The following is an 18,625-nucleotide window of genomic DNA, read 5'->3' on the forward strand; positions in this document are numbered from 1 at the left end:
CCTTTGAAGCATGTCGTTGCCCAAGGCCTTACTGCCCTACACCTCCTACGCTGAATGGCTGCGCGACCTCGAGGGCTACGCCGGACAGCTCGCCTTTGTGCGGTTGCTGCCCGCCGAGCCACCGCAAAAAGCGGCCTACAACGGGGTTTTCTCGGGGGTACTGGCCGCGCTCGAGCTGCAACCCTTTAGCTTTCAGGCCGAGGCTTTTGCCGTCATTGAGCAGGGCCAGCACCTGGTGATGGCCACCTCCACCGCCTCGGGGAAGAGCCTGGTGTTTCAGGCCCCGGTGCTCAAAGCCGTGCTCGAGGGCCAGACCGCCCTGCTGCTCTACCCCACCAAGGCCCTGGCCCACGACCAGTTGGGACGGTTGCGGCAGATGGGGCGGGTGCTCGAGGTCGCCGACCGAATCTATGCCTACGACGGCGATACCCCCGACTCGCAGCGCAAAAAAGCCCGGGAGCAGGGGCGCGCCCTCCTCACCAACCCCGATATGCTGCACTTTGGCCTGCTCCCGCGTCACGGCGAGTGGGCGGCGTTTCTTGCCCGGCTACGCTACATCGTGCTGGACGAGCTTCACGCCTACCGGGGGGTGTTTGGCTCTCACACCGCCCTGATTCTGCAACGGCTTTTGCGGCTGGCCTGGCACTACGGGGCCAGGCCGCAGGTCATCGCGGCCAGCGCCACCATCGCCAACCCCGCCGAACACGCCCAGGGCCTGACCGGCCTCGAGTTCGTGCAAATCACCGCCAGCCCCCGGGGGGCCGAGCGCGAGTTTGCGGTCTGGGTGCCCAAGGCCCTGGATAAAGAGGGCAAAAACCGCCGCAGCCCCAACCTCGAGGCCGCCCTGCTGGCCCGCCACGCCGCCGAGCAGGGGCTGCGCACCCTGATCTTCACCAACGCCCGCCGCACCGCTGAGCTGGTCGCCCGCTACGCCGCCGACGATCGGGTGCGCCCCTACCGGGCCGGCTATACCGCAGCGGATCGTCGAAAGCTGGAACAGGCCCTGCAGGAAGGCACGGTTCGGGTGCTGGTGAGCACCAGCGCCCTCGAGCTGGGGGTGGATATCGGGGGATTGGAGGTGGTGGTGCTGCTGGGCTATCCGGGCTCGGTGAGTTCGTTCTGGCAGCGGGCCGGTCGGGCTGGGCGCGGGCAGCAGCGCGCGTTGGTGCTCTGGATTCCCCGCGAAGACCCCATGGATGCCTACTTCGAGCAACACCCCGAGCTGCTCCTGACCGGCGCCCCGGAGTCGGCCATCGCCGACCCCGATAACCCCACGCTCTTCCCCCTGCACGCCCACTGCGCCGCGCGGGAGCTGCCCATCGCCTTACCTGTGGAAGCCAGCACCCAGCCCCTCGACCCCTTTTACAAGCCCTGGCACAACATCCAGCCCCCCCTGATCGAAAAGCACCGGCGGCTTTTCTCCACCGTGCGCAACCCCCACCAGGCCCTAATCCTGCGCGGCTTTGGCAAAACCTTTAGCCTGCGCGACAACACCGGGAAGCTCTTGGGTACCCTGGACGAGCGCCAGGCCTACTGGGAGGCCCATCCGGGCGCGGTCTACCTGCACCAGGGCGAGGGTTATCTGGTGCGCAACCTCGACCTCGAGCGGCGGGAAATTGTGCTGCTGCCGGGCCTTGAGGACTACTACACCCAGCCCCGGGCCGAGACCGAGATCGAGGTGCTGCAAGGCGAGGAAATGCTCGAGGGGGTCTGGGTGGGGTCGGTGCTGCTGCGCGAGCGGGTGACCGGGTACGTCAAAAAGCGCTTCGTCAGCGAGGTGGTGCTGGAAGAGGTCGCGCTCCTGATGCCGGAACTCACCTTCCAGACCGAAGCCGTCTGGTTCCACCCCTGCCTGGGCCTGGCGGTGTTGCCGACGGTGGAAGCGGGCAACCCGGTGGAGCCGCGCTGGCCCGAGCGTGGCTTCCTGACCGAGGCCCTGGTGCCCTCGGCCATCCACGCCCTCGAGCACACCCTGATCGGCCTTCTGCCCCTCTTCGTGCTGGCCGAACGGCAGGACATCGGGGGGGTCTCGTACCCCTTTTACCCCCGGCCCCTGCCCTCGGGCAGCGGCCCCACCATCTTCATCTACGACGGCTACCCCGGCGGCGTGGGGTATGCTCGAGCGGCCGCGCGGCAGTTTCCCCGGTGGGTGGCCGCGGCCCGCGACCTGCTTCAGCGCTGCCCTTGCGAAGCGGGCTGTCCGCGCTGCATCCTGTCACCCAAGTGCGGCAACGGCAACCAGTTCCTGGACAAGCAGGCCGCGCTATTGCTGGCAGAATGGCTCAGTACACGTTACCGCAACAGAAAGCCCAACTGATGGAAGACCTGATCGCTCAAATTGTAGACTCGCTCAAGTCCGACCCCAAGGTGGTGGGGGTGTTGCTGACCGGCTCGCGCGCTCGAGGCGACGCCTCCCCTTTTGCCGATATTGACTTTTGGGTGCTTCTGAGTGGGGTCACGGAACGTGGCTTTCGAAGTTATGAACAAGACGGCCACCTGGTGGAGATACACTTTCGCAACCTGGTACAGGCCCGCGACAAGATGCGCCGCCACCCTATGGAGTTGTATAGCCACCTGGACGGCAGAATCCTCCATGACCCTGAGGGCAAGCTGGCCGCGCTGCGGCTCGAGGCCCAGCAGCTATTCGAAGCCTACGAGGTACCCGAAGCCGAACGCAAAGCCCTGGCCCACTGGCTGGAAACAGCCCGCCGCAAACTCCAGAGTGCTTTACAGGAGCAGGCCCGGCTCAAAATGGGGTATTTTTCCAGCATCCAGAGCCAGAAAATTTTGGAGGGCCTGTGGGCTGCCAATAACAAGCCCGTGCCCCCTGCCGGGGCGGTTTTCACCCACCTTACCCGGCTGGAAACCCCCCTGCCTCATTTCGAGCTGATCGAGGGCCTGTTTGCAGGCGATCCGCTCAAGCGCTGCAAAACTGCCCTAACCCTCATTGACTGGATTCTGCCGCGCATAAACTGAAAGCTTGTGGGCCTTCCTTCACTCAGTGACGTAATCGCGGCCATCGCCACCCCACCCGGCAAGGGGGCGGTGGGCATCATACGGGTCTCGGGCGAGGGTGCTTTGGAGCTGGTCTCGAGGCTGTGGAAAGGTAAAAACCCCAGCAAGCTGGCCGGGGGCCGCTTTACCCACGGCCAGATCTGCGACCCACACACCGGGGAGGTGCTGGACGAGGCGCTCTTGCTGGTGTTTCGCCAACCCCATTCCTACACCGGCCAGGATAGCGCGGAGCTTCATACCCACGGCTCACCGGCGGTATTGCGACGGGTTTTGCAGGCCCTGTTTGAGCTGGGGGCCCGCCCCGCCCAGCCCGGCGAGTTCACGCTGCGCGCTTATCTGAACGGAAAGATGGATCTGGCCCAGGCCGAGTCGGTGCTGAGCCTGATCGAGGCCGAGTCGGACGCGGCCCGGCGGCAGGCCTTGCGCGGCTTGAGCGCGGGTCTATCGCAAAAAATCAGTTATCTTTCGGAGCAACTTTTTGACCTGCTGGCCCATATCCAGGCCTGGCTCGACTACCCCGAGGAAGGGGTGGAGCCGGCCCAGATTCAGGCCGGTCTCGAGCCGGTTTTGCAGGAGATAACCCACCTGCTGGCCACCGCCCCCGCCGGGCGCATCGCCCAGAAAGGGGCCCGCATCGCCCTGGTGGGTGCGCCCAACGCGGGCAAGTCCAGCCTGCTCAACGCCCTGCTGGGCTACGAGCGGGCCATCGTCACCCCCATCCCCGGCACCACCCGCGACTACCTCGAGGCCCCCCTGGAGATCGCCGGGGTGCCCATCGTGGCGGTGGACACCGCTGGGGTGCGGGAAACCGACGACGTAATCGAGAAAAGCGGGGTGGAGCGGGCCCTGGCCATTGCCCAGGAGGCCGACCTGGTGCTCTACCTGGCCGACCAGAGCCAGCCCCGCCCCACCCCGCCCCCGCTGCCCTGGGAGCGTACCCTGAAGGTCGCCACCAAAGCCGACCTGGCCCCGGCCTGGAGCGACGCGGCCTACCTGAGGGTCTCGAGCCAGACCGGTCTGGGCCTGCCAGAGCTGCGCCAGCAGATTCACCACCGGCTCCTGGGCCAGGCCCCCGAGGGGGAGCTTTGGGTCAGCAACGAGCGCCACGTGGAGGCCCTGCGCCGCGCCCAGGGGCACCTCCAAGAAGCCCTGCAAGCCCCCGAAGACCTGGCCGCCCTCTCCATTGAGCAGGCCCTGGAGGCCCTGGCCGAAATCCTCGGTAAAGACGTTTCGGAAGAGGTGATCGACCGGGTCTTCCGCAACTTCTGCGTAGGGAAGTAGCCCTCGAGCCTGGCGGGTGCCCGACACCTTGTACCCGAGGGCAGGCCCGCATAAACTTGCCCCCATGGAAGCGCCTGCTGTCGTCTCGAAGCGCAGCGTGCAAACCTACCTGATGGCGCTGGGGCTGATGGTGATGGGCCTGGCGCTGGCGGCTTTGTGTCTGGCGGCCTGGCTCCAGGGGGTGGAGCCGCGCTGGTCGGTGATTTTGTTTGGGCTGCTGGGGGTCTACATGGTGCTGCTGGGGATCGACGAGGGCTGGTTGAGCGGGCTCGAGGTCACCCCCACCCACCTGCGCATCCGGAGTTTTGGCCGCTGGGAAGAGCATCCACTACCCCGCATCGAAGCGGTGGATGGCCTGCGCGACCTGCTGGGCGGGGGGTTGCAGCTCGTGCTCATCGCCGCCGAAGGCCAGGCCATCCGTGTACCCCTGCGGCGCTACGCCAATGCCGGCCCCCTGGCCCAAGCCCTGCTGGACGCACTCTGGCTCCACAACAAAGACCTCATCCTCATGCCCCGGCTCGCGCGGCGGCTGGGCCAGCCCCCCTTCGGGGTGTTCGCCACAAAAAAGTCCCGGCGCTAAAACCAAAACAAAGGATCAAGGGGCCATCTGTCCTCAATAAAAATCATCCCCGAAGTGTATGGAGCTTGTTTCTTCCCGAAGACGATCGTCCCCTATTATTGAGACATGGAGCTGGCATGGGTTGGAGCCGCCTATGGGTTGGGCTTGCTTGCAAGCCGTCTTGGACTGCCACCGCTGGTAGGCTACCTCGGGGCGGGCTTCACGCTGTGGGGTCTGGGCTACCAAAACAGCCCCTTACTGGAACAGATCGCCGATGTGGGCGTATTGCTGCTGCTTTTCACAGTCGGTCTGAAGCTCCGTTTTGCCAGTCTGGTGCGCCTGGAGGTGCTGGGCGTAGGGGGCCTTCACCTGGTGCTTTTCGGCCTGCTTCTGGGCCTGATTGGGCTTCTGTTGGGAATGGGCCCCAATGCCGCGCTCTTTTTAGGGATTGGACTGGCCTTCTCCAGCACGGTGCTGGCCGTGAAGCTGCTCGACGACCGCCGGGAGCTTTCCACCTTTCACGGGCGGGTGGCGGTTGGGATTCTGGTCTTGCAAGACCTGGTCGCGGTGGGCCTGCTGGCCTACGCGGGGGTCAAGAACCCCACGCCCTGGGCGCTGCTGCTGCTGGCCCTGCCCTTGCTGCGACCTTTGGTGGGTTGGATCCTGGAAAAAAGCGGCCACGATGAGCTCCTGTTGCTCTACGGCCTGGGCCTGGCCCTGGGGGGGCCAACCTGGCCCAAAATCTGGGGGTATCGCCCGAGCTGGGTGCTTTGCTGATAGGGGCGGCCCTGGCCGGTCATCCGCAAACCTCGGAGTTGTCGCGCACCCTGTGGGGCCTGAAAGAGGCCTTCCTGGTGGCTTTTTTCCTGCAAATTGGGCTGATGGGTCTGCCCTCCCTCTCGGCACTCCCCCTGGCCCTGGTGTTTATACTCCTGCTCCCCCTCAAAGCCGCCCTCTTTTTTGTGTTGTTTGTCCTCTTCGGCCTGCGGGCCCGCACCGCTTTCGTGACCAGCGTGTCCCTGGGTAGCTATAGCGAGTTTGCCCTGATCACCAGCGTGGCCGCCGTGGAGGCCGGCCTCTTACCGGAGTCCTGGGGTCAGTTGGTGGGCTTGGTGGTGGCGATCTCGCTGGCCCTGGCGGCCCCGCTCAACCGTTCGGTGCACACCCTGTTTCAGCGCTACGAGCGGTTCTTACTGCGCTTCGAGCGTAAAGGTTTGCACGCCGACGACGAACCCACCAGCCTGGGCGGGGCCGAGTGGCTGGTGGTGGGCATGGGCCGCACGGGTGGGGCGGCTTACAAGATGCTGACCGGGCAGGGCTACCGGGTGCTGGGGCTCGACGCCGACGAGAGCAAGCTCGAGTTCCACCGGGCCAAAAACCGCCAGGTGCGCTATGGCGACGCCGAAGACCCCGAGCTATGGGAACGGATCGATCTGGACGGGTTGCGCGGAGTGCTGCTGACCCTACCCGACCTCGAGGCCAAGCTTCGGGCCGCCCAGGGGCTCAAGCAGCGGGGCTTTTCGGGGGTCATCGCCGCAACCAGCTATCACCGCGAAGAGGATCCACTCCTGCAAGAAGCCGGGGCCACCCTCATCTCCCGGCCCTTTGCCGAGGCCGGGGAGCGCCTGGCCGAACGGGCTCTGGGTATCAACCTGGTCGAAGAGGCAGAAGACCCCAAACCCACCGAGACTGCGGCCAGCTAAGGGCTAGGCTTCGGGGCGTTCGGCCACTGTCCAGGCCTTTTTTCCTATGCCTGGCACCTTGCGCACTGTGAAGCCGGCTGCGGCCAGCGTGCGGCGAAAGCCCCCCGCTACCGAGTAGGTGGCCAGCCGCGCACCCCCTCGAGCGGCCGCAAATAGCTTGCTCAGAACACCAGGCTGCCAGGGCTCGGGGTTGACCTTGGGGCTGAAGGGGTCGAGGTAGACTGCAGTGGCCCAGCCGTTGGGGAAAAGGGCCTGTGTCACGTCTTCAAAACGCACCTCGAGCCGCCCCCAAGCCCCCTCCTGGCACAAAGACCCGCCGGGCGCTGCCGGCCAGCCCTCGAGGATACGGGCCCACACCTTCCGCGCCGCGACCGAAAGCGGCATCTCCACCGATGCCAGCACCTCCCTCGAGACCGGAAAAGCCTCGTAGCTTAGGTATTCTAGACACACCCCGCGCTGCAGGCAGTTCTCCAGCGTCGCCCGAAAATTAACCCCAAGCCCAAAGCCCACCTCGAGCACCCTTGGCGACGGGTGCTGGTGGGTCTGGGTCAGCTTGAGGTACAGCTCGTTGGCCTGCATCCAGGCCCCGTAACGGGAACTGTACGATTCACCAAACGCTGGATGTACCAGGGTGAGCGAGCCATCCTCGGTGCGCAGGGGCTCGAAGGGTTCAGCTTTCAATTTGCACCTTCTGGGCTTCCTGCTGCATCAGGGCCCACAGCGACTCCACATGACGGCGTTCGGTGGACTCAGCTCCAATCGAGACCCGTACCATCCAGCGCCCTTTGAGCAGAGCCGGGGTCAGGAAGGCCCGGCCAGAACGGTTGATGCGGGCCACCCAGTCCTGGGTGTGCCGATCCACCTGCGCTGGGCTCAGGCCGGCAGGGTTGTAGCGCAGGCACAGGGTCTGAAGCGGCACCGGCGCCAGCAGCTCCCAGCCGGGGGTCTGGCGAACCTGGGCCTCGAGCCAGCGGGCATTGGCTATATCACGCCTTAGCCGGGCTTGCAGGCCCTCGACCCCTTGGTCGAGCAGGGTGAACCAGATCTTCAGGGCCCGGAAGCGCCGCCCCAACGGGATTCCCCAGTCTTTGTAGTTTTTTACCTGACCATCGGCTGTCGAGTGCAGGTAGGAGGGGTTGGTGGACATGGCCCGGATCAGATGCTCGGGCGCACGCACGTAGTAGAGCGAGCAGTCGAAAGCCACCCCCAGCCACTTGTGGGGGTTGATGGCGATGGAGTCGGCGTGCTCGATGCCGTCCCACAGGCCCCGGCACTCCGGCAGAATCATGGCCGCACCGGCCATGGCTGCATCCACGTGCAGCCAGAGACCATACTTCCGGCACAGTTCGGCAATGGCCCGCACCGGATCGATGGCGGTGGTGTTGGTCGTACCCACCGCCGCCACCACCGCGCAGGGCCTGCGGCCCTCGGCCAGGTCGCGCTCTATGGCGGCCTCGAGCAGGTCTGCACGCATGGCATGGTCTTCGTCGGTCTCGATAAGGCGCAGGTTCTCGCGCCCAAAACCGGCCAGCAAAGCCGCCTTGGGCACCGAGCTGTGGGCCTGGTCGGAGACGTACACGGTAAGAGGCCGGGCCTCGGCCTGCAGCCCACCCCGATCCTGGGACTGATCCGTCGCCCACTCCCGGGCGGTCAGCAGCGCAACCAGCGTACCGGTGGAGGCGGTATCCTGAATGACCCCTTGAAAGCAATCGGGCAGGCCAAACATCTGGCGCAGCCAGTCGGTCATAACCTCCTCAACCTCGGTCAGGGCCGGGCTGGCCTGCCAGGTGATGCCGGTCTGGCCCAGTCCGGTAGCCACCAGATCGGCCAGCACCGAAGAGAGCGGCGCGTTGGAGGGAAACCAGGCATAAAAATTGGGACTTTGCCAATGGGTCAGACCCGGGAATAAGGCCCTGAGCCCCTCCTGCACCCCTGCCAGTCCCACGGCCTGTGCGGGCGGTGAAGCCGGAAACAGGGCTTTGATGCTTCCGGGTGAAGCTTGCGACATTACCGGCAGGGCCTCGAGGCTTGCGCGATACTCAGCGATGAAATCAATCAATTGGTACCCCAGGCGTCTGAACTCTTCGGGTGTCATACAGCTTAAATCTAACCCAATGCGACAAAACCAGCCCCACAATATGGAAGCCCGCCTCCACTTCGCTCAACCCACCCACCCCGCGGTTGGTAAAGCCTGGCTCAAGGTGAATCCCAAGATTCCTTTAGCCATGGCTCAAAACTAGCCCTATACGGCCACCTAGCCTGAAAACATGGCACCATTCCGACTGCTCATTCTGCTTCTAACCCTGCTGGTCGCGCCTGCGCAGGCCCGACCCCCCACAGTGGAGGTGATTGTGGAGCTTGATGGGCCAGCGCTGCCCAAAGGGCAGGCTAAAGCAGAGTTAATGCGCCTGCTGAAGACCCATTTGGGGCAGGCCGAAGGGCGGCTGCGCATCAAAGCCAGCAAAGGCTTCTGGGCCAGCCAAAGTCTTCTGGTGCGCCTGCCCGCATCGGAGGTCAAACGCCTGGCCCAGGTACCCGGCGTGCGGCGGGTTTACCCCAACCGCACCGTCCAGCTCGGCCAGCCGGTCGCCAGGGCGCTCTCCGACACGGTTGGCGGTGGCAGCAGCTGGGCCCTGGCCCACATCGGCGCACCCAGCCTGTGGGCTGCGGGAATGCGAGGCCAGGGCATCCGCATCGGCCATCTGGACACCGGCGTCGATGCCGCACACCCCGATTTACGAGGCAAAATCGTGGCTTTTGCCGAAGTGAGCGCCGATGGCGTAGCCCGCGTCGCCGAACCCTACGATTCCTCTTTGCATGGCACCTATACAGCCGGCCTGCTGGTGGGTAACCACGTGGGCGTCGCCCCAGAGGCGCGCCTGGTTTCGGCGCTGGTGCTGCCGGGCGGCTACGGCACACTGGCCCAGGTACTGGGCGGCCTGGACTGGGTGCTCGAACAGAACGTGCATATCGTTTCGATGTCGCTGGGCCTCGAGGGTACCCAGAACGAGTTCGTACCTGTGATCGAGCGCATGAGGCAGATGGGCGTGCTACCGGTGTTCGCCATTGGCAACTCCGGTGGGGCCCCGGCCACCCCTGGCAACATGCCGGGGGTACTGGGCATCGGTGCTATAGACTCCGCCAATCGGGTGGCCGGCTTCAGCAGCCGCGGTGAGGTGCGCTGGGGTACCCCCTACAACACCGTGGTGCAAAAACCCGATCTGGTCGCACCAGGGGTGGACGTGCGCTCGAGCATCCCCGGTGGGCGGTACATGTCCATGAGCGGCACCTCGGTGAGCACCGCCATTGCTGCCGGCGGTGCGGCTTTGTTGATGTCCGGGGGCTTCAAGGCCGAGCAGGTACGGCAGGCTTTGCTCAACTCGGCGCTACCCCTATCGGCCACCGGTAGTGGGAAGGGTGCGATTCGGCTGGGCGATGCCCTGGCCGCACTGAAACCCGCGCCGCCGGATAGCCCTCCGGCAGCAAAACCACCCACCCCCCTCAAAACCGCCCTGTTGGTAATCGAAACCCCCGAGACTGCGGCGATCCAAAAAGCCCTGGAGGCGCTGGAGCTTAGCAGCACGGTGGTGCAGGCCAGCCCCGACAAGCGGCCCGGGGCTGGAGAAATTGCGCAATACCCGCTGGTTGTCTGGGTGCTACCACCCGACTGGAGCCAGCGCTGGCCGGAGGCCCAGCGTAAGATGCTGCGGGCCTACGTGGAGCAGGGCGGCCGCCTGGTGCTTATAGCCAGCTATCCCGGCCAACAACCCCTGGCGGAGTCCAGTACCTTTGGCAAGGGCCGGGCCAGCTTTGTAAGCGGCGACCTGGACAGCCTGAGCCTCGAGCAGCGCACCCAGGCCCTGCGGGGTGTAATCCAGCAGATTCTGCGCTGAGCCCTGGCATGGCGCCCCCCACCAGGCCTCGGCACTCCACTTCAAGGCTTGCTTTTCTATACGTTCTTTCTTTCACGATATATCGCTTGTGAACAAAATCTGCATTTGCCGCACGCACCCTGGGCTTTTGGCCTCCTGGGCGTTAGCATACGGGCATGAAAATTGAAGCCGCTGAACTCCGTCTCATCTCCCTACCGCTCAAGTTTCGCTTCGAAACCTCCTTTGGGGTGCAGACCCAGCGCCACATCATCGTGCTCACCCTGTATGGCGAGGGCCTCGAGGGTTACGCCGAGACCGTGATGGAGTACACCCCCCACTACCGGGAGGAGACCATCCCAGGGGCCTGGGCGCTTTTGCAGGAGCTTTTGATTCCCAAGGTGCTGGGCAAAGACTTTGCCAACCCCGAGCAGCTCTGGGGTGAGATAGCCGGCTTCAGGGGCAACAAGATGACCAAGGCCGCCCTCGAGATGGCCTTCTGGGATCTGTGGTGCAAAAGCCTGGGGCAGCCCCTCTGGAAGGTGCTGGGTGGGGTGCGCACGGAGATTCCGGTGGGCATCAGCCTGGGCATCGAGCCCAGCCTCGAGGCCACCCTCGAGAAGGTGGGCCAGGGGCTGGCCCAGGGCTACAAGCGCATCAAACTGAAAATAAAGCCCGGCTGGGACGTCAAGCTGGCCCTGGCGGTGCGCGAGGCCTACCCCGAGGCCAACCTCACCGTGGACGCCAACTCGGCCTACAGCCTCAACGATATCGCCACCTTCAAGGCCCTGGATGCCGCCCGGCTCGACTACATCGAACAGCCCCTGGCCTTCGACGATATCCTCGACCACGCCAAGCTACAGGCGGCCATCTCCACCTCCATCTGCCTGGACGAGTCCATCACCTCGCCCGAGGATGCCCGCAAAGCCCTGGAGATCGGGGCCGGGCGGGTGATTAACCTCAAGCCGGGGCGGGTGGGGGGCATTCTGGCCAGCCGCAAAATCCACGACATCACCCAGAGCTACGGCCTGCCGGTCTGGATGGGCGGGATGCTGGAGGCCGGCATTGGCCGGGCCGCCAACATTCACGTGGCCACCCTGCCCATGTTCATCAAGCCCGGCGATACCAGCAGCGCCAGCCGCTACTGGCAGGAGGACATCATCGAAGAGCCGCTCGAGGCCACCGGCGGCCTGATGCCCGTGCCGCAGGGGCCCGGCCTGGGCGTGACCCTCAAGCGCGACTTGATTCAAAGCCTCACCGAGAAGTCGGCCTATATCGGCAAAAGCATCTGAGTGCGCCTATGCAAGTGGTGATTCGTGAACTGCACGAACCCGAGGAAATCATGCAGATTCCCCGGCTCGAGCAGGCCATCTGGAACGACCCCAACGACACCATCCGCAGCGGCACGCTGATGGCCCTGGTGCACGAGGGGGCCTTGCTGGCGGGGGCCTATCTCCAGGAGCCCAACGCCCCCGAACGGCTGGTGGGCTTTATCTTTGGCTTTCCCACTAACCGCCCCACCGACCACCACTCGCACATGGCCGGGGTTTTGCCGGAGTTCCAGGGCAGCCAGATTGGGCTGCTGCTAAAGCGCTACCAGCGCGACTGGGCCCTCAGCAAAGGCTACGAGCGGGTGGTCTGGACCTTCGACCCGCTGCGGGGGCTCAACGCCCATTTCAACCTGCGCAAACTGGGGGCCACCTTCCACCGCTACATCCCCAACTGCTACGGGCCCATGGGCGGTATCAACGCCGGGGCCCCTTCCGACCGGGCCTATGCGGTGTGGGAGCTGCGCACCCCAAGGGTGTTTCAGCGGATGTATGCCCCCGCACCCACCCCGGAGGTAGCGGGGCTTCCACTCGCCAACCGCCTCGAGCAGCAGGTGCCCGTGGAGGCCTACCTGGGCCTGAGCGACCCAAGAATCCTGGTGCAGATTCCCGAAGACTGGGGCCATATTTTGCAAACCGACCCCGCGCTGGCCCTGGCGTGGCGGATGCACAGCCGCGAGGTATTCGGGCATTACTTTGCCCGGGGCTACCGCGCCGTAGACTTTGTGCGCGGCCCCAACCGCTACCTGCTGGAGCGGGTGGCCGGCAACCACCCGCCCAGCCCATCCTTTGGAGGCAACCCTGAACCTTAAACCCGAAATCTGGACGGCCGACGTGGTGTACGCGGGTTTTGGCACCCCCATGCTCGAGGGCGGCCTGGTGGTGGTGGGCGGCCACGTGACCGCCGTGGGCCCCCTATCCGAGCTACGACAAAGCCACCCAGACGCGCCGCTTGTGCACAAAGGCAAGGCCCTCACGCCCCCGGTGGTCAACGCCCACACCCACCTGGACTTATCCACGGTGCCCTACTTTCGCGGAACCTACCCCAACTTTATCCAGCACGTGATTGAGCATGGCCCATGGCGCACCGTGGAGGCGGCCGCACGGGGCCTGGGTGAGCTTCAGGCGCTGGGGGTGGGTGGCTTTGGGGATATCGCCTACAAGCCAGAGGTTGTGGAGTGGCTGGTAGCGCACAGTTCCCTACCCGGGGTGGTGTATCTGGAAGTGATCAACCGCAACCCCGATCAGGCCGATTCGGTAGCGCGCAAAATAGCCGTGCAGTTGTCGAGCTGGCGCCAGCGCAACAGCCTCATCCGGGTGGGCATCTCACCCCACACGCCCTACAACGTGAGCGCCGGGCTGCTCAAGAAGCTGGTCGAGATCGCCAGGCTCGAGGGCTTTCCCATGCAGATGCACGTGGCCGAAAGCCTCGAGGAAACGGTTTTGATGACGCAGGGCGCTGGGGCACTACAGGAAATCCCCATGCGGTATGGTTTTCCTGCCTACCAGGAGGTTCCCGGCCTGACCCCTGTGCGCTACCTGGCCGAACTGGGGGTGCTGGGGCCGCACCTGACGATTGTGCACGGCGTGCAGGTGGACGAGGAAGAGGTGCAGATGCTGGCCCAGTCGGGCACCCGCATCGTCACCTGCCCGCGCAGCAACCAGGGACTGGCGTGCGGCCAGATGCCCTGGGAACTGTACCTGAAGCACCGCCTCGAGCCCGCCCTGGGTACCGACTCGCGCAGCAGCAGCCCCGACCTGGACGTGCGCAACGAGGCCCTTTTCCTGTGGAACCAGGTGGATCCCAGGGTGCTGGTGCGGGCCGCCACCCGCAACGGCTACCGGGTGCTGGGGCTCGAGCCGCCTCGCATTACCCGCGGAACACCGGTTTCACAGGTACAATCCTGGTAGTGGCCCCGCAGGGCCAGACCGCCCAACGCGCAGTGCACTATGCAGATCGGTTCGCTCATCCTATACAGCGCCTTCGTCGGAGCACTCACCGGTGTATTCGCCGCCGGGTTCGTGTCCGTGCTGAAGCTCTTCGAACGTTACTTGATGGGCGAAACCCTGGGCTACCTGCCGCCCGGCCTGCCCGGCGAGGGAGGGTTGTCGCAGGTTTTTCGCGGGCCCAGCTACTGGTGGCTGGCCCTGCTGTTGCCGCTGGTGTTCGCGGCCTCGAGCTACCTGGGTTCGGGCCGGGGCCTGGGCTGGCTCCTGGCCGCATACCGTGCGGGCCAACCGGTGCGGGCCAGCCAGTATTTTCGCGGCATCATCGGGGCCTTATTCCAGTTGGGGGCCGGCTCACCCCTGGGGCGTGAAGGGCCCATGGCCGCCCTGGGTTTATGGGTGGGCAGCGTGCTGGGACGGCGCATCCCCTTAGGGGAGTCGAGCCGGTTTCTGCCATTCGCCGGGATGGCCGCCGGCTTTGCCTCGGCTTTCCACGCGCCCATGGCCGGTGCGCTTTTAGCCAGCGAGATCGTCTACCGGGGGCTGGCCCTCGAGGTCGGCGCGCTGGCCCCCGCCCTGATTGGGGCCCTGGCCGGCTTTACCGTTTATGGCCTTTTTCACGGGTATGGGCCGCTGCTCGAGCTACCCCCAGGGCCGCTGGAATGGCCGCAGCTTTTCTTTGGCCTGGTCATCGGGCTGGTGTGCGCCGGGGTGGGTACGCTCTGGCTCGAGGCCGAGCGGTTCTTGCAGCGATGGTTGCGCCGGCTGACCTTTGGGTTTCGACACGCGCTATTTGGCTTGGTGCTGGCCGGGGTCTTGCTGCTGATGCCCGAAGCCATTGGCAATGGGCTGCCCTGGGTACAGCTCGGCACCTCCCCCATCCTTACCCTGCCCTTCCTGGGCGGGCTCTTCCTGGTGCAGTTGGCCTTGCTAATCCTGGGCGGCGGTGTGCGCGCCTACGGCGGCCAGCTCACCCCTGCAATTAGCCTGGGCGGTCTGAGCGGGCTGATTTTAGCGCAGCTTTTAGGCCAGGTTTTTCCCTCCATCGCGCCCGCACCCGAAACTGCTGCCCTGGTGGGTATGGCCGCGCTGCTGGCCGGTATCGCTCGAGCCCCGTTTGCAGCGGTGGTGCTGGCGGGTGAAATCGGCGGTTATAGCCTGCTGCCGCTCACCCTCATCGGGGCCTTTGCGGCCTACACCTTCACCAGCCCCCGCGGCAGTTTCGAGGATGTGGAGCTCAGCCAAGATAGGGATGGGCCAGCGGGGTCTCAGACTGAAACCGCTCCGCAAACTTCACGCCTGCCTCAGCCCCCAGCCTCGAGCGATTCGCCCTGAAGGCCTCGAGGCTGTACTCCCACTTGTAAAAATCGCGGTAGAAGCTGAAGACCTTCTCGGCCACCGCCTGCCCGTCCTCGCCCACGTCCACATACACCGTCGGACGGGGAATATCGCTGCGGTGGTAGTGCAAAAGCCGCACCGGCTGGCGGTGGGCCTCCCCTACCAGCTTGGGAATCCGGCAGAACTTGAGCGCCGAGAGGGTGGCCCAGTAGGCCGCCCGGTGGTCGGGGTGCACATCCTGGGGGTTCCAGGTGATCACCACATCCGGTTTCCAGGCCGCCACCACCCGGGCGATGGCCAGGGCTTCGTCGCGCCCGCCGGTGAGGCTCGAGTCGGCAAAGTCCAGGAACTGCGCCTCCGCGCCGATCATCTGGGCCACGGTGTGCCCATGCTCTTCGCGGATGCGGGCCACCTCGTCCGGGGGCGTCTCACCAAACTGGCTGGCCAGCTCGCCCCTGGTAAGCCAGAGAATCTTGGCCGCGTCGCCCCGCAAAACGTGCTTTGCCAGCGTGCCGGAAACCCCTATCTCGTCATCGGGATGAGGAAAGACTGCCAGTAAGCGCACGCTCAAAAGTATACGCTACCAGCTTGACGCTCCTCAGGCCGCCTTAGTACACTCAACCTTGCCTGCATGAGCAGGCCAAAGCTGGAGTGGTGCCCGAGTGGTTGAAGGGGCACGCCTGGAGAGCGTGTATACGGGTTTCCTGTATCGAGGGTTCGAATCCCTCCCACTCCGCCAGCAAGCCGCCCGATAACGGGCGGTTTTTTATTGCCAGGCCTCAATGGCCCGGGCCAGGGCCTCCACGTCCTCCAGGGTGTTGTAGACCTGGGCCGATATGCGCACCCATAAGCGCCCATTCAGGCAGAGGATAGGGGCTTCGATGCGGTGCTGGTACAGCAGGGCATACTGCAGGCGCACGGCGTCTTCGCGGGTATTCCCCAGCGAGGCCGGTAGGGGCAGGGTCGCCATACAGCCCAGCATGGCCCTGGGCGCTGGCGGTTCAAATCCCCAGCGCGCGGTCAGCCAAACTGCGGCCTGCCAGGCCAGGTGGTGGTTGTAGGCCTGCATGGCATCCAGGCCCCAGGCTTGCATGAGTTCCAGCGCCGCCGGCGCGGCCAGAAAGGGGGTGGGGTCTTTGGTGCCCACCCAGTCGAACTCCTGTACAAAGCCCCGCCCCAGGCCCCAGGAGATCACCGGCGGGTGCAGGCTTTGCTGCCGCTCGGGGGCCACCCACAAAAAGCCGCAACCTTTGGGGGCCAGGGCCCACTTGTGCAGGTTGCCGGTGTAGTAGTCCACCCCCAGGCGGGGGATGTCCAAGGGAATGGCCCCTGGGGCGTGGGCCCCATCCACCAGCACCGGCACCCCCGCCGCCCGGCAGCAGGCGGCCATCGCGGCCAGGGGCAGCACCAGCGCGGTCTCGGAGGTGATGTGGTCGAGGATTGCCAGGCGGGTGCGGGGGGTGAGGGCCTGGGCCAGCCGGTTCACGTAGTCCGCCGGACTGGACACCGGAAAGGGCAGCTCGAGCGTGACCAGGCGGCCCCCCCGGCGCTCGGCAGCAAACGCTGCAGCGTTGCGCACCGCGCCGTAGGCCAGGTTGGTGATCAGAATTTCGTCGCCTGGTTGCAGCTCGAGCGAGCCCAGCACCGCATTGACCCCGGTGGTGGCGTTGTCCACAAAAACCAGATCCTGCCCTTCGGCCCCCATGAACCGGGCCACCGCCTGGGCCGCCTCCCGCAGCCGGGGCAGGGCGCGCTCGGAAGGGCCCGAGAGGGCCGAAAGCTCCCGCAGCAAAAAGCGGGCCGGCTGCTGCTCCATTTCCTCACGCAGGGCCTGCTGTACGGCCAGCACCTGCTTTGGGGTGGCGCCAACCGTCCCGTGGTTCAGGTAGATGATGCTGGGGTCGAGGAACCAGTGGGCGCGCATGGCCCGGCCAAAGCGGGTTTGATTGGCGCTCGGCTCGAGCGCTTCGGTGTCTTGGTCAAAATCCATCGCGGGCTGTTCGTCCTTTCCCGTTAGGCCCAGGGTTTCACACGCCGGGATACCGCGCGCTGTTCAGGGATCCAGGGCCAGCTCCTCGTAGGGCAGGCCCAGGTAGCCCGCCAACACCTCCACCACCAGCTCGTGGTCTTCGCGCTGGGGCAGCCCCGAGACCGTGATGGCCCCAATACACCCCACCCCCTGCACGAAGACGGGGAAACTCCCCCCGTGGGCCGCGTAGTCCTGGGGGTTCAGGCCCCGCGCCTCCAGGCTGCTCTCCTTTTGCTTGAGCATCAGGCCCACCGCATAGGAGCTGCGGTGAAAACGCTGCACCACGTTGCGCTTGCGCCGGATCCAGTCGGCGTTGTCGGGGGTGGCGCCGGGCATGGCGTAGAAGAAGAGTGGCTGCCCAAACAGGCTGATGTCCATGGCAATGGCGCTGTGTAGGCCCTCGGCAGCTTCCTTGAGCCGAACACCCAGCTTCCAGGCCACGGCGGCATCGAAGCGCTCAAAGCGCAGGCGGGCCTCCTGTTCAGCGATCACCTTCAGGTCTTGTTCGGTGTTCATGCCTCACCCCCTAGAGCAATCTCGCGGCGCTCGAGCGCGCTCTTCTGGGCGGCCTCGAGCAACTCCATCAGCCGCACGGCCTGTTCGGGCGGCACCGGGTTGGGCCCCTTACCCTGGATGGCATCCCGCACCCCTTCGTAAAAGCGCCGGTAATCGCCCGGCTCCACCACAACGGGCTCGGGGGCCTGTTCAGGCCGGCGCAGCCAGGCTTCGCAACCGTCCGGTTTCCAGGCTGGCTCACCTGGGCGCAAGCCCGCCCTCAGGGCCTTTTCCTGTCCGTCCAGGCCGTGGTGCACCAGGCTGGCCTGGGTGCCGTGCACCACAAAGCGCGGACTGCCCCCTGGTACCAGGGCGCTGGCGTGCAGCACCACCCGGAGCCGGGGGTAGCGCAGCAGCACGTGGAAGTAGTCGTCGGCCTGGGCCCCATAGCGCTGCATCCCGATATCGGCGTAGACGGCCTGGGGCCAGCCAAACAGCAGCAGGGCCTGATCGGCCAGGTGGGGGCCCAGGTCGTACCAGAGTCCGCTGCCGGGGCCGGGCTGTTCGCGCCAGCGGTTCTGCACCACCGGGCGGTAGCGGTCGAAGTGCGACTCGAAGTAGACCACCTCCCCCAGAGCACCGGCCTCCACAATTTTGCGCAGGGTTATAAAATCGCCGTCCCAGCGCCGGTTCTGGAAGACCGCGAGCACCCGCCCCTGGGCCTGGGCCAGCGCCTGGAGCGCCCGGGCTTCGTGGGCAAAAAGCGTAAAGGGTTTGTCCACCACCACGTGCTTACCGGCCTCCAGGGCCCGCCGGGCCAGCTCGTAATGGGTGTTGTTGGGGGTGGCGATCACCACCAGGTCAATCTGGGAGTTCTCAACGATCTCCTCGAGCGAAGCGCTCACCCAGACCTCGGGCCAGTCTGAATGCACCTTCTGGGGCTGGCTACTCAGAATGGTCACCAGGCGCAGGCCCGGCACCGCCTGAATAACGGGGGCATGAAAGACTTTACCGGCCATACCATAGCCGACCAGTGCAACGTGAATGGGCAGGGTCATAAG

15 protein-coding genes, 1 tRNA gene and 1 pseudogene are annotated in these 18,625 nt (G+C 65.5%); 11 read left to right on the forward strand and 6 right to left on the reverse strand.

Annotated elements, in window-relative coordinates:
- Nucleotides 1-10: 10 nt before the first annotated feature.
- The 5 genes and pseudogenes from MRUB_RS08780 to MRUB_RS16360 all read left to right on the forward strand — a co-directional run bounded on the left by MRUB_RS08780 (nucleotide 11) and on the right by MRUB_RS16360 (nucleotide 6,558).
- The gene (locus MRUB_RS08780) at nucleotides 11-2,317 is read left to right on the forward strand and encodes a DEAD/DEAH box helicase (protein WP_013013995.1); all 2,307 of its coding nucleotides are present in this window, start codon (nucleotides 11-13) and stop codon (nucleotides 2,315-2,317) included.
- The gene (locus MRUB_RS08785) at nucleotides 2,317-2,976 is read left to right on the forward strand and encodes a nucleotidyltransferase domain-containing protein (protein ID WP_015586877.1); all 660 of its coding nucleotides are present in this window, start codon (nucleotides 2,317-2,319) and stop codon (nucleotides 2,974-2,976) included. Before MRUB_RS08780 ends, MRUB_RS08785 begins: the two co-directional genes overlap by 1 nt.
- A gap of 6 nt (nucleotides 2,977-2,982) precedes the next feature.
- Entirely contained in the window at nucleotides 2,983-4,296 is a 1,314-nt protein-coding gene (gene mnmE / locus MRUB_RS08790) for a tRNA uridine-5-carboxymethylaminomethyl(34) synthesis GTPase MnmE (RefSeq protein ID WP_013013997.1), read from the forward strand.
- 64 nt (nucleotides 4,297-4,360) lie between these two features.
- A complete protein-coding gene (locus MRUB_RS08795; protein WP_013013998.1) occupies nucleotides 4,361-4,876 on the forward strand; it encodes a hypothetical protein in 516 nt (171 codons plus the stop codon).
- 105 nt (nucleotides 4,877-4,981) lie between these two features.
- Nucleotides 4,982-6,558 (forward strand): annotated as a pseudogene (locus tag MRUB_RS16360) (cation:proton antiporter domain-containing protein).
- Nucleotides 6,559-6,561: 3 nt separating this feature from the next.
- Here MRUB_RS16360 and mnmC2 read toward each other — a convergent pair.
- Together mnmC2 and MRUB_RS08810 are read right to left on the reverse strand one after the other, a co-directional pair.
- Nucleotides 6,562-7,239: a tRNA (5-methylaminomethyl-2-thiouridine)(34)-methyltransferase MnmC2 gene (mnmC2, locus tag MRUB_RS08805; RefSeq protein WP_013013999.1), complete on the reverse strand. Its 678-nt coding sequence runs from the start codon at nucleotides 7,237-7,239 to the stop codon at nucleotides 6,562-6,564.
- Complete coding sequence (locus tag MRUB_RS08810) at nucleotides 7,229-8,653, reverse strand: pyridoxal phosphate-dependent decarboxylase family protein (RefSeq protein ID WP_013014000.1); 1,425 nt, start codon at nucleotides 8,651-8,653, stop codon at nucleotides 7,229-7,231. The genes mnmC2 and MRUB_RS08810 overlap by 11 nt, the downstream gene beginning before the upstream one ends.
- 172 nt (nucleotides 8,654-8,825) lie before the next feature.
- Between MRUB_RS08810 and MRUB_RS08815 the strand changes: the two genes are divergently transcribed.
- The 5 genes from MRUB_RS08815 to MRUB_RS08835 all read left to right on the forward strand — a co-directional run bounded on the left by MRUB_RS08815 (nucleotide 8,826) and on the right by MRUB_RS08835 (nucleotide 15,037).
- Nucleotides 8,826-10,451, forward strand: a complete 1,626-nt coding sequence (locus MRUB_RS08815) for a S8 family peptidase (protein WP_013014002.1) — start codon at nucleotides 8,826-8,828, stop codon at nucleotides 10,449-10,451.
- 155 nt (nucleotides 10,452-10,606) lie between these two features.
- Nucleotides 10,607-11,719 carry an o-succinylbenzoate synthase gene (gene menC, locus MRUB_RS08820; RefSeq protein ID WP_013014003.1) on the forward strand — a complete coding sequence of 371 codons (1,113 nt, stop codon included), beginning with the start codon at nucleotides 10,607-10,609 and terminating at the stop codon, nucleotides 11,717-11,719.
- Nucleotides 11,720-11,727: 8 nt separating this feature from the next.
- Nucleotides 11,728-12,567: a GNAT family N-acetyltransferase gene (locus tag MRUB_RS08825; protein WP_013014004.1), complete on the forward strand. Its 840-nt coding sequence runs from the start codon at nucleotides 11,728-11,730 to the stop codon at nucleotides 12,565-12,567.
- Nucleotides 12,545-13,666 (forward strand): amidohydrolase family protein, encoded by a 1,122-nt coding sequence (locus MRUB_RS08830; protein WP_013014005.1) that lies wholly within the window; start codon nucleotides 12,545-12,547, stop codon nucleotides 13,664-13,666. The genes MRUB_RS08825 and MRUB_RS08830 overlap by 23 nt, the downstream gene beginning before the upstream one ends.
- 111 nt (nucleotides 13,667-13,777) lie before the next feature.
- A complete protein-coding gene (locus MRUB_RS08835; protein WP_235438199.1) occupies nucleotides 13,778-15,037 on the forward strand; it encodes a chloride channel protein in 1,260 nt (419 codons plus the stop codon).
- Here MRUB_RS08835 and MRUB_RS08840 read toward each other — a convergent pair.
- The gene (locus MRUB_RS08840) at nucleotides 14,940-15,605 is read right to left on the reverse strand and encodes a PIG-L deacetylase family protein (RefSeq protein ID WP_013014007.1); all 666 of its coding nucleotides are present in this window, start codon (nucleotides 15,603-15,605) and stop codon (nucleotides 14,940-14,942) included. The genes MRUB_RS08835 and MRUB_RS08840 overlap by 98 nt on opposite strands.
- 83 nt (nucleotides 15,606-15,688) lie before the next feature.
- Between MRUB_RS08840 and MRUB_RS08845 the strand changes: the two genes are divergently transcribed.
- Nucleotides 15,689-15,779, forward strand: a tRNA-Ser gene (locus tag MRUB_RS08845).
- Between the two features lie 27 nt (nucleotides 15,780-15,806).
- Here the strand turns inward: MRUB_RS08845 and MRUB_RS08850 are convergent.
- From MRUB_RS08850 to MRUB_RS08860, 3 genes are all read right to left on the reverse strand, one after another.
- Nucleotides 15,807-17,030 carry an aminotransferase class V-fold PLP-dependent enzyme gene (locus MRUB_RS08850; protein ID WP_013014008.1) on the reverse strand — a complete coding sequence of 408 codons (1,224 nt, stop codon included), beginning with the start codon at nucleotides 17,028-17,030 and terminating at the stop codon, nucleotides 15,807-15,809.
- A 63-nt stretch (nucleotides 17,031-17,093) separates the two neighbouring features.
- Complete coding sequence (locus MRUB_RS08855) at nucleotides 17,094-17,585, reverse strand: heme-degrading domain-containing protein (RefSeq protein ID WP_013014009.1); 492 nt, start codon at nucleotides 17,583-17,585, stop codon at nucleotides 17,094-17,096.
- On the reverse strand, nucleotides 17,582-18,622 hold the full coding sequence (locus MRUB_RS08860) for an oxidoreductase (RefSeq protein WP_013014010.1): 1,041 nt from the start codon (nucleotides 18,620-18,622) through the stop codon (nucleotides 17,582-17,584). Before MRUB_RS08860 ends, MRUB_RS08855 begins: the two co-directional genes overlap by 4 nt.
- Nucleotides 18,623-18,625: the final 3 nt, after the last annotated feature.

It is taken from the genome of Meiothermus ruber DSM 1279 (assembly GCF_000024425.1).
GTDB lineage: Bacteria > Deinococcota > Deinococci > Deinococcales > Thermaceae > Meiothermus > Meiothermus ruber.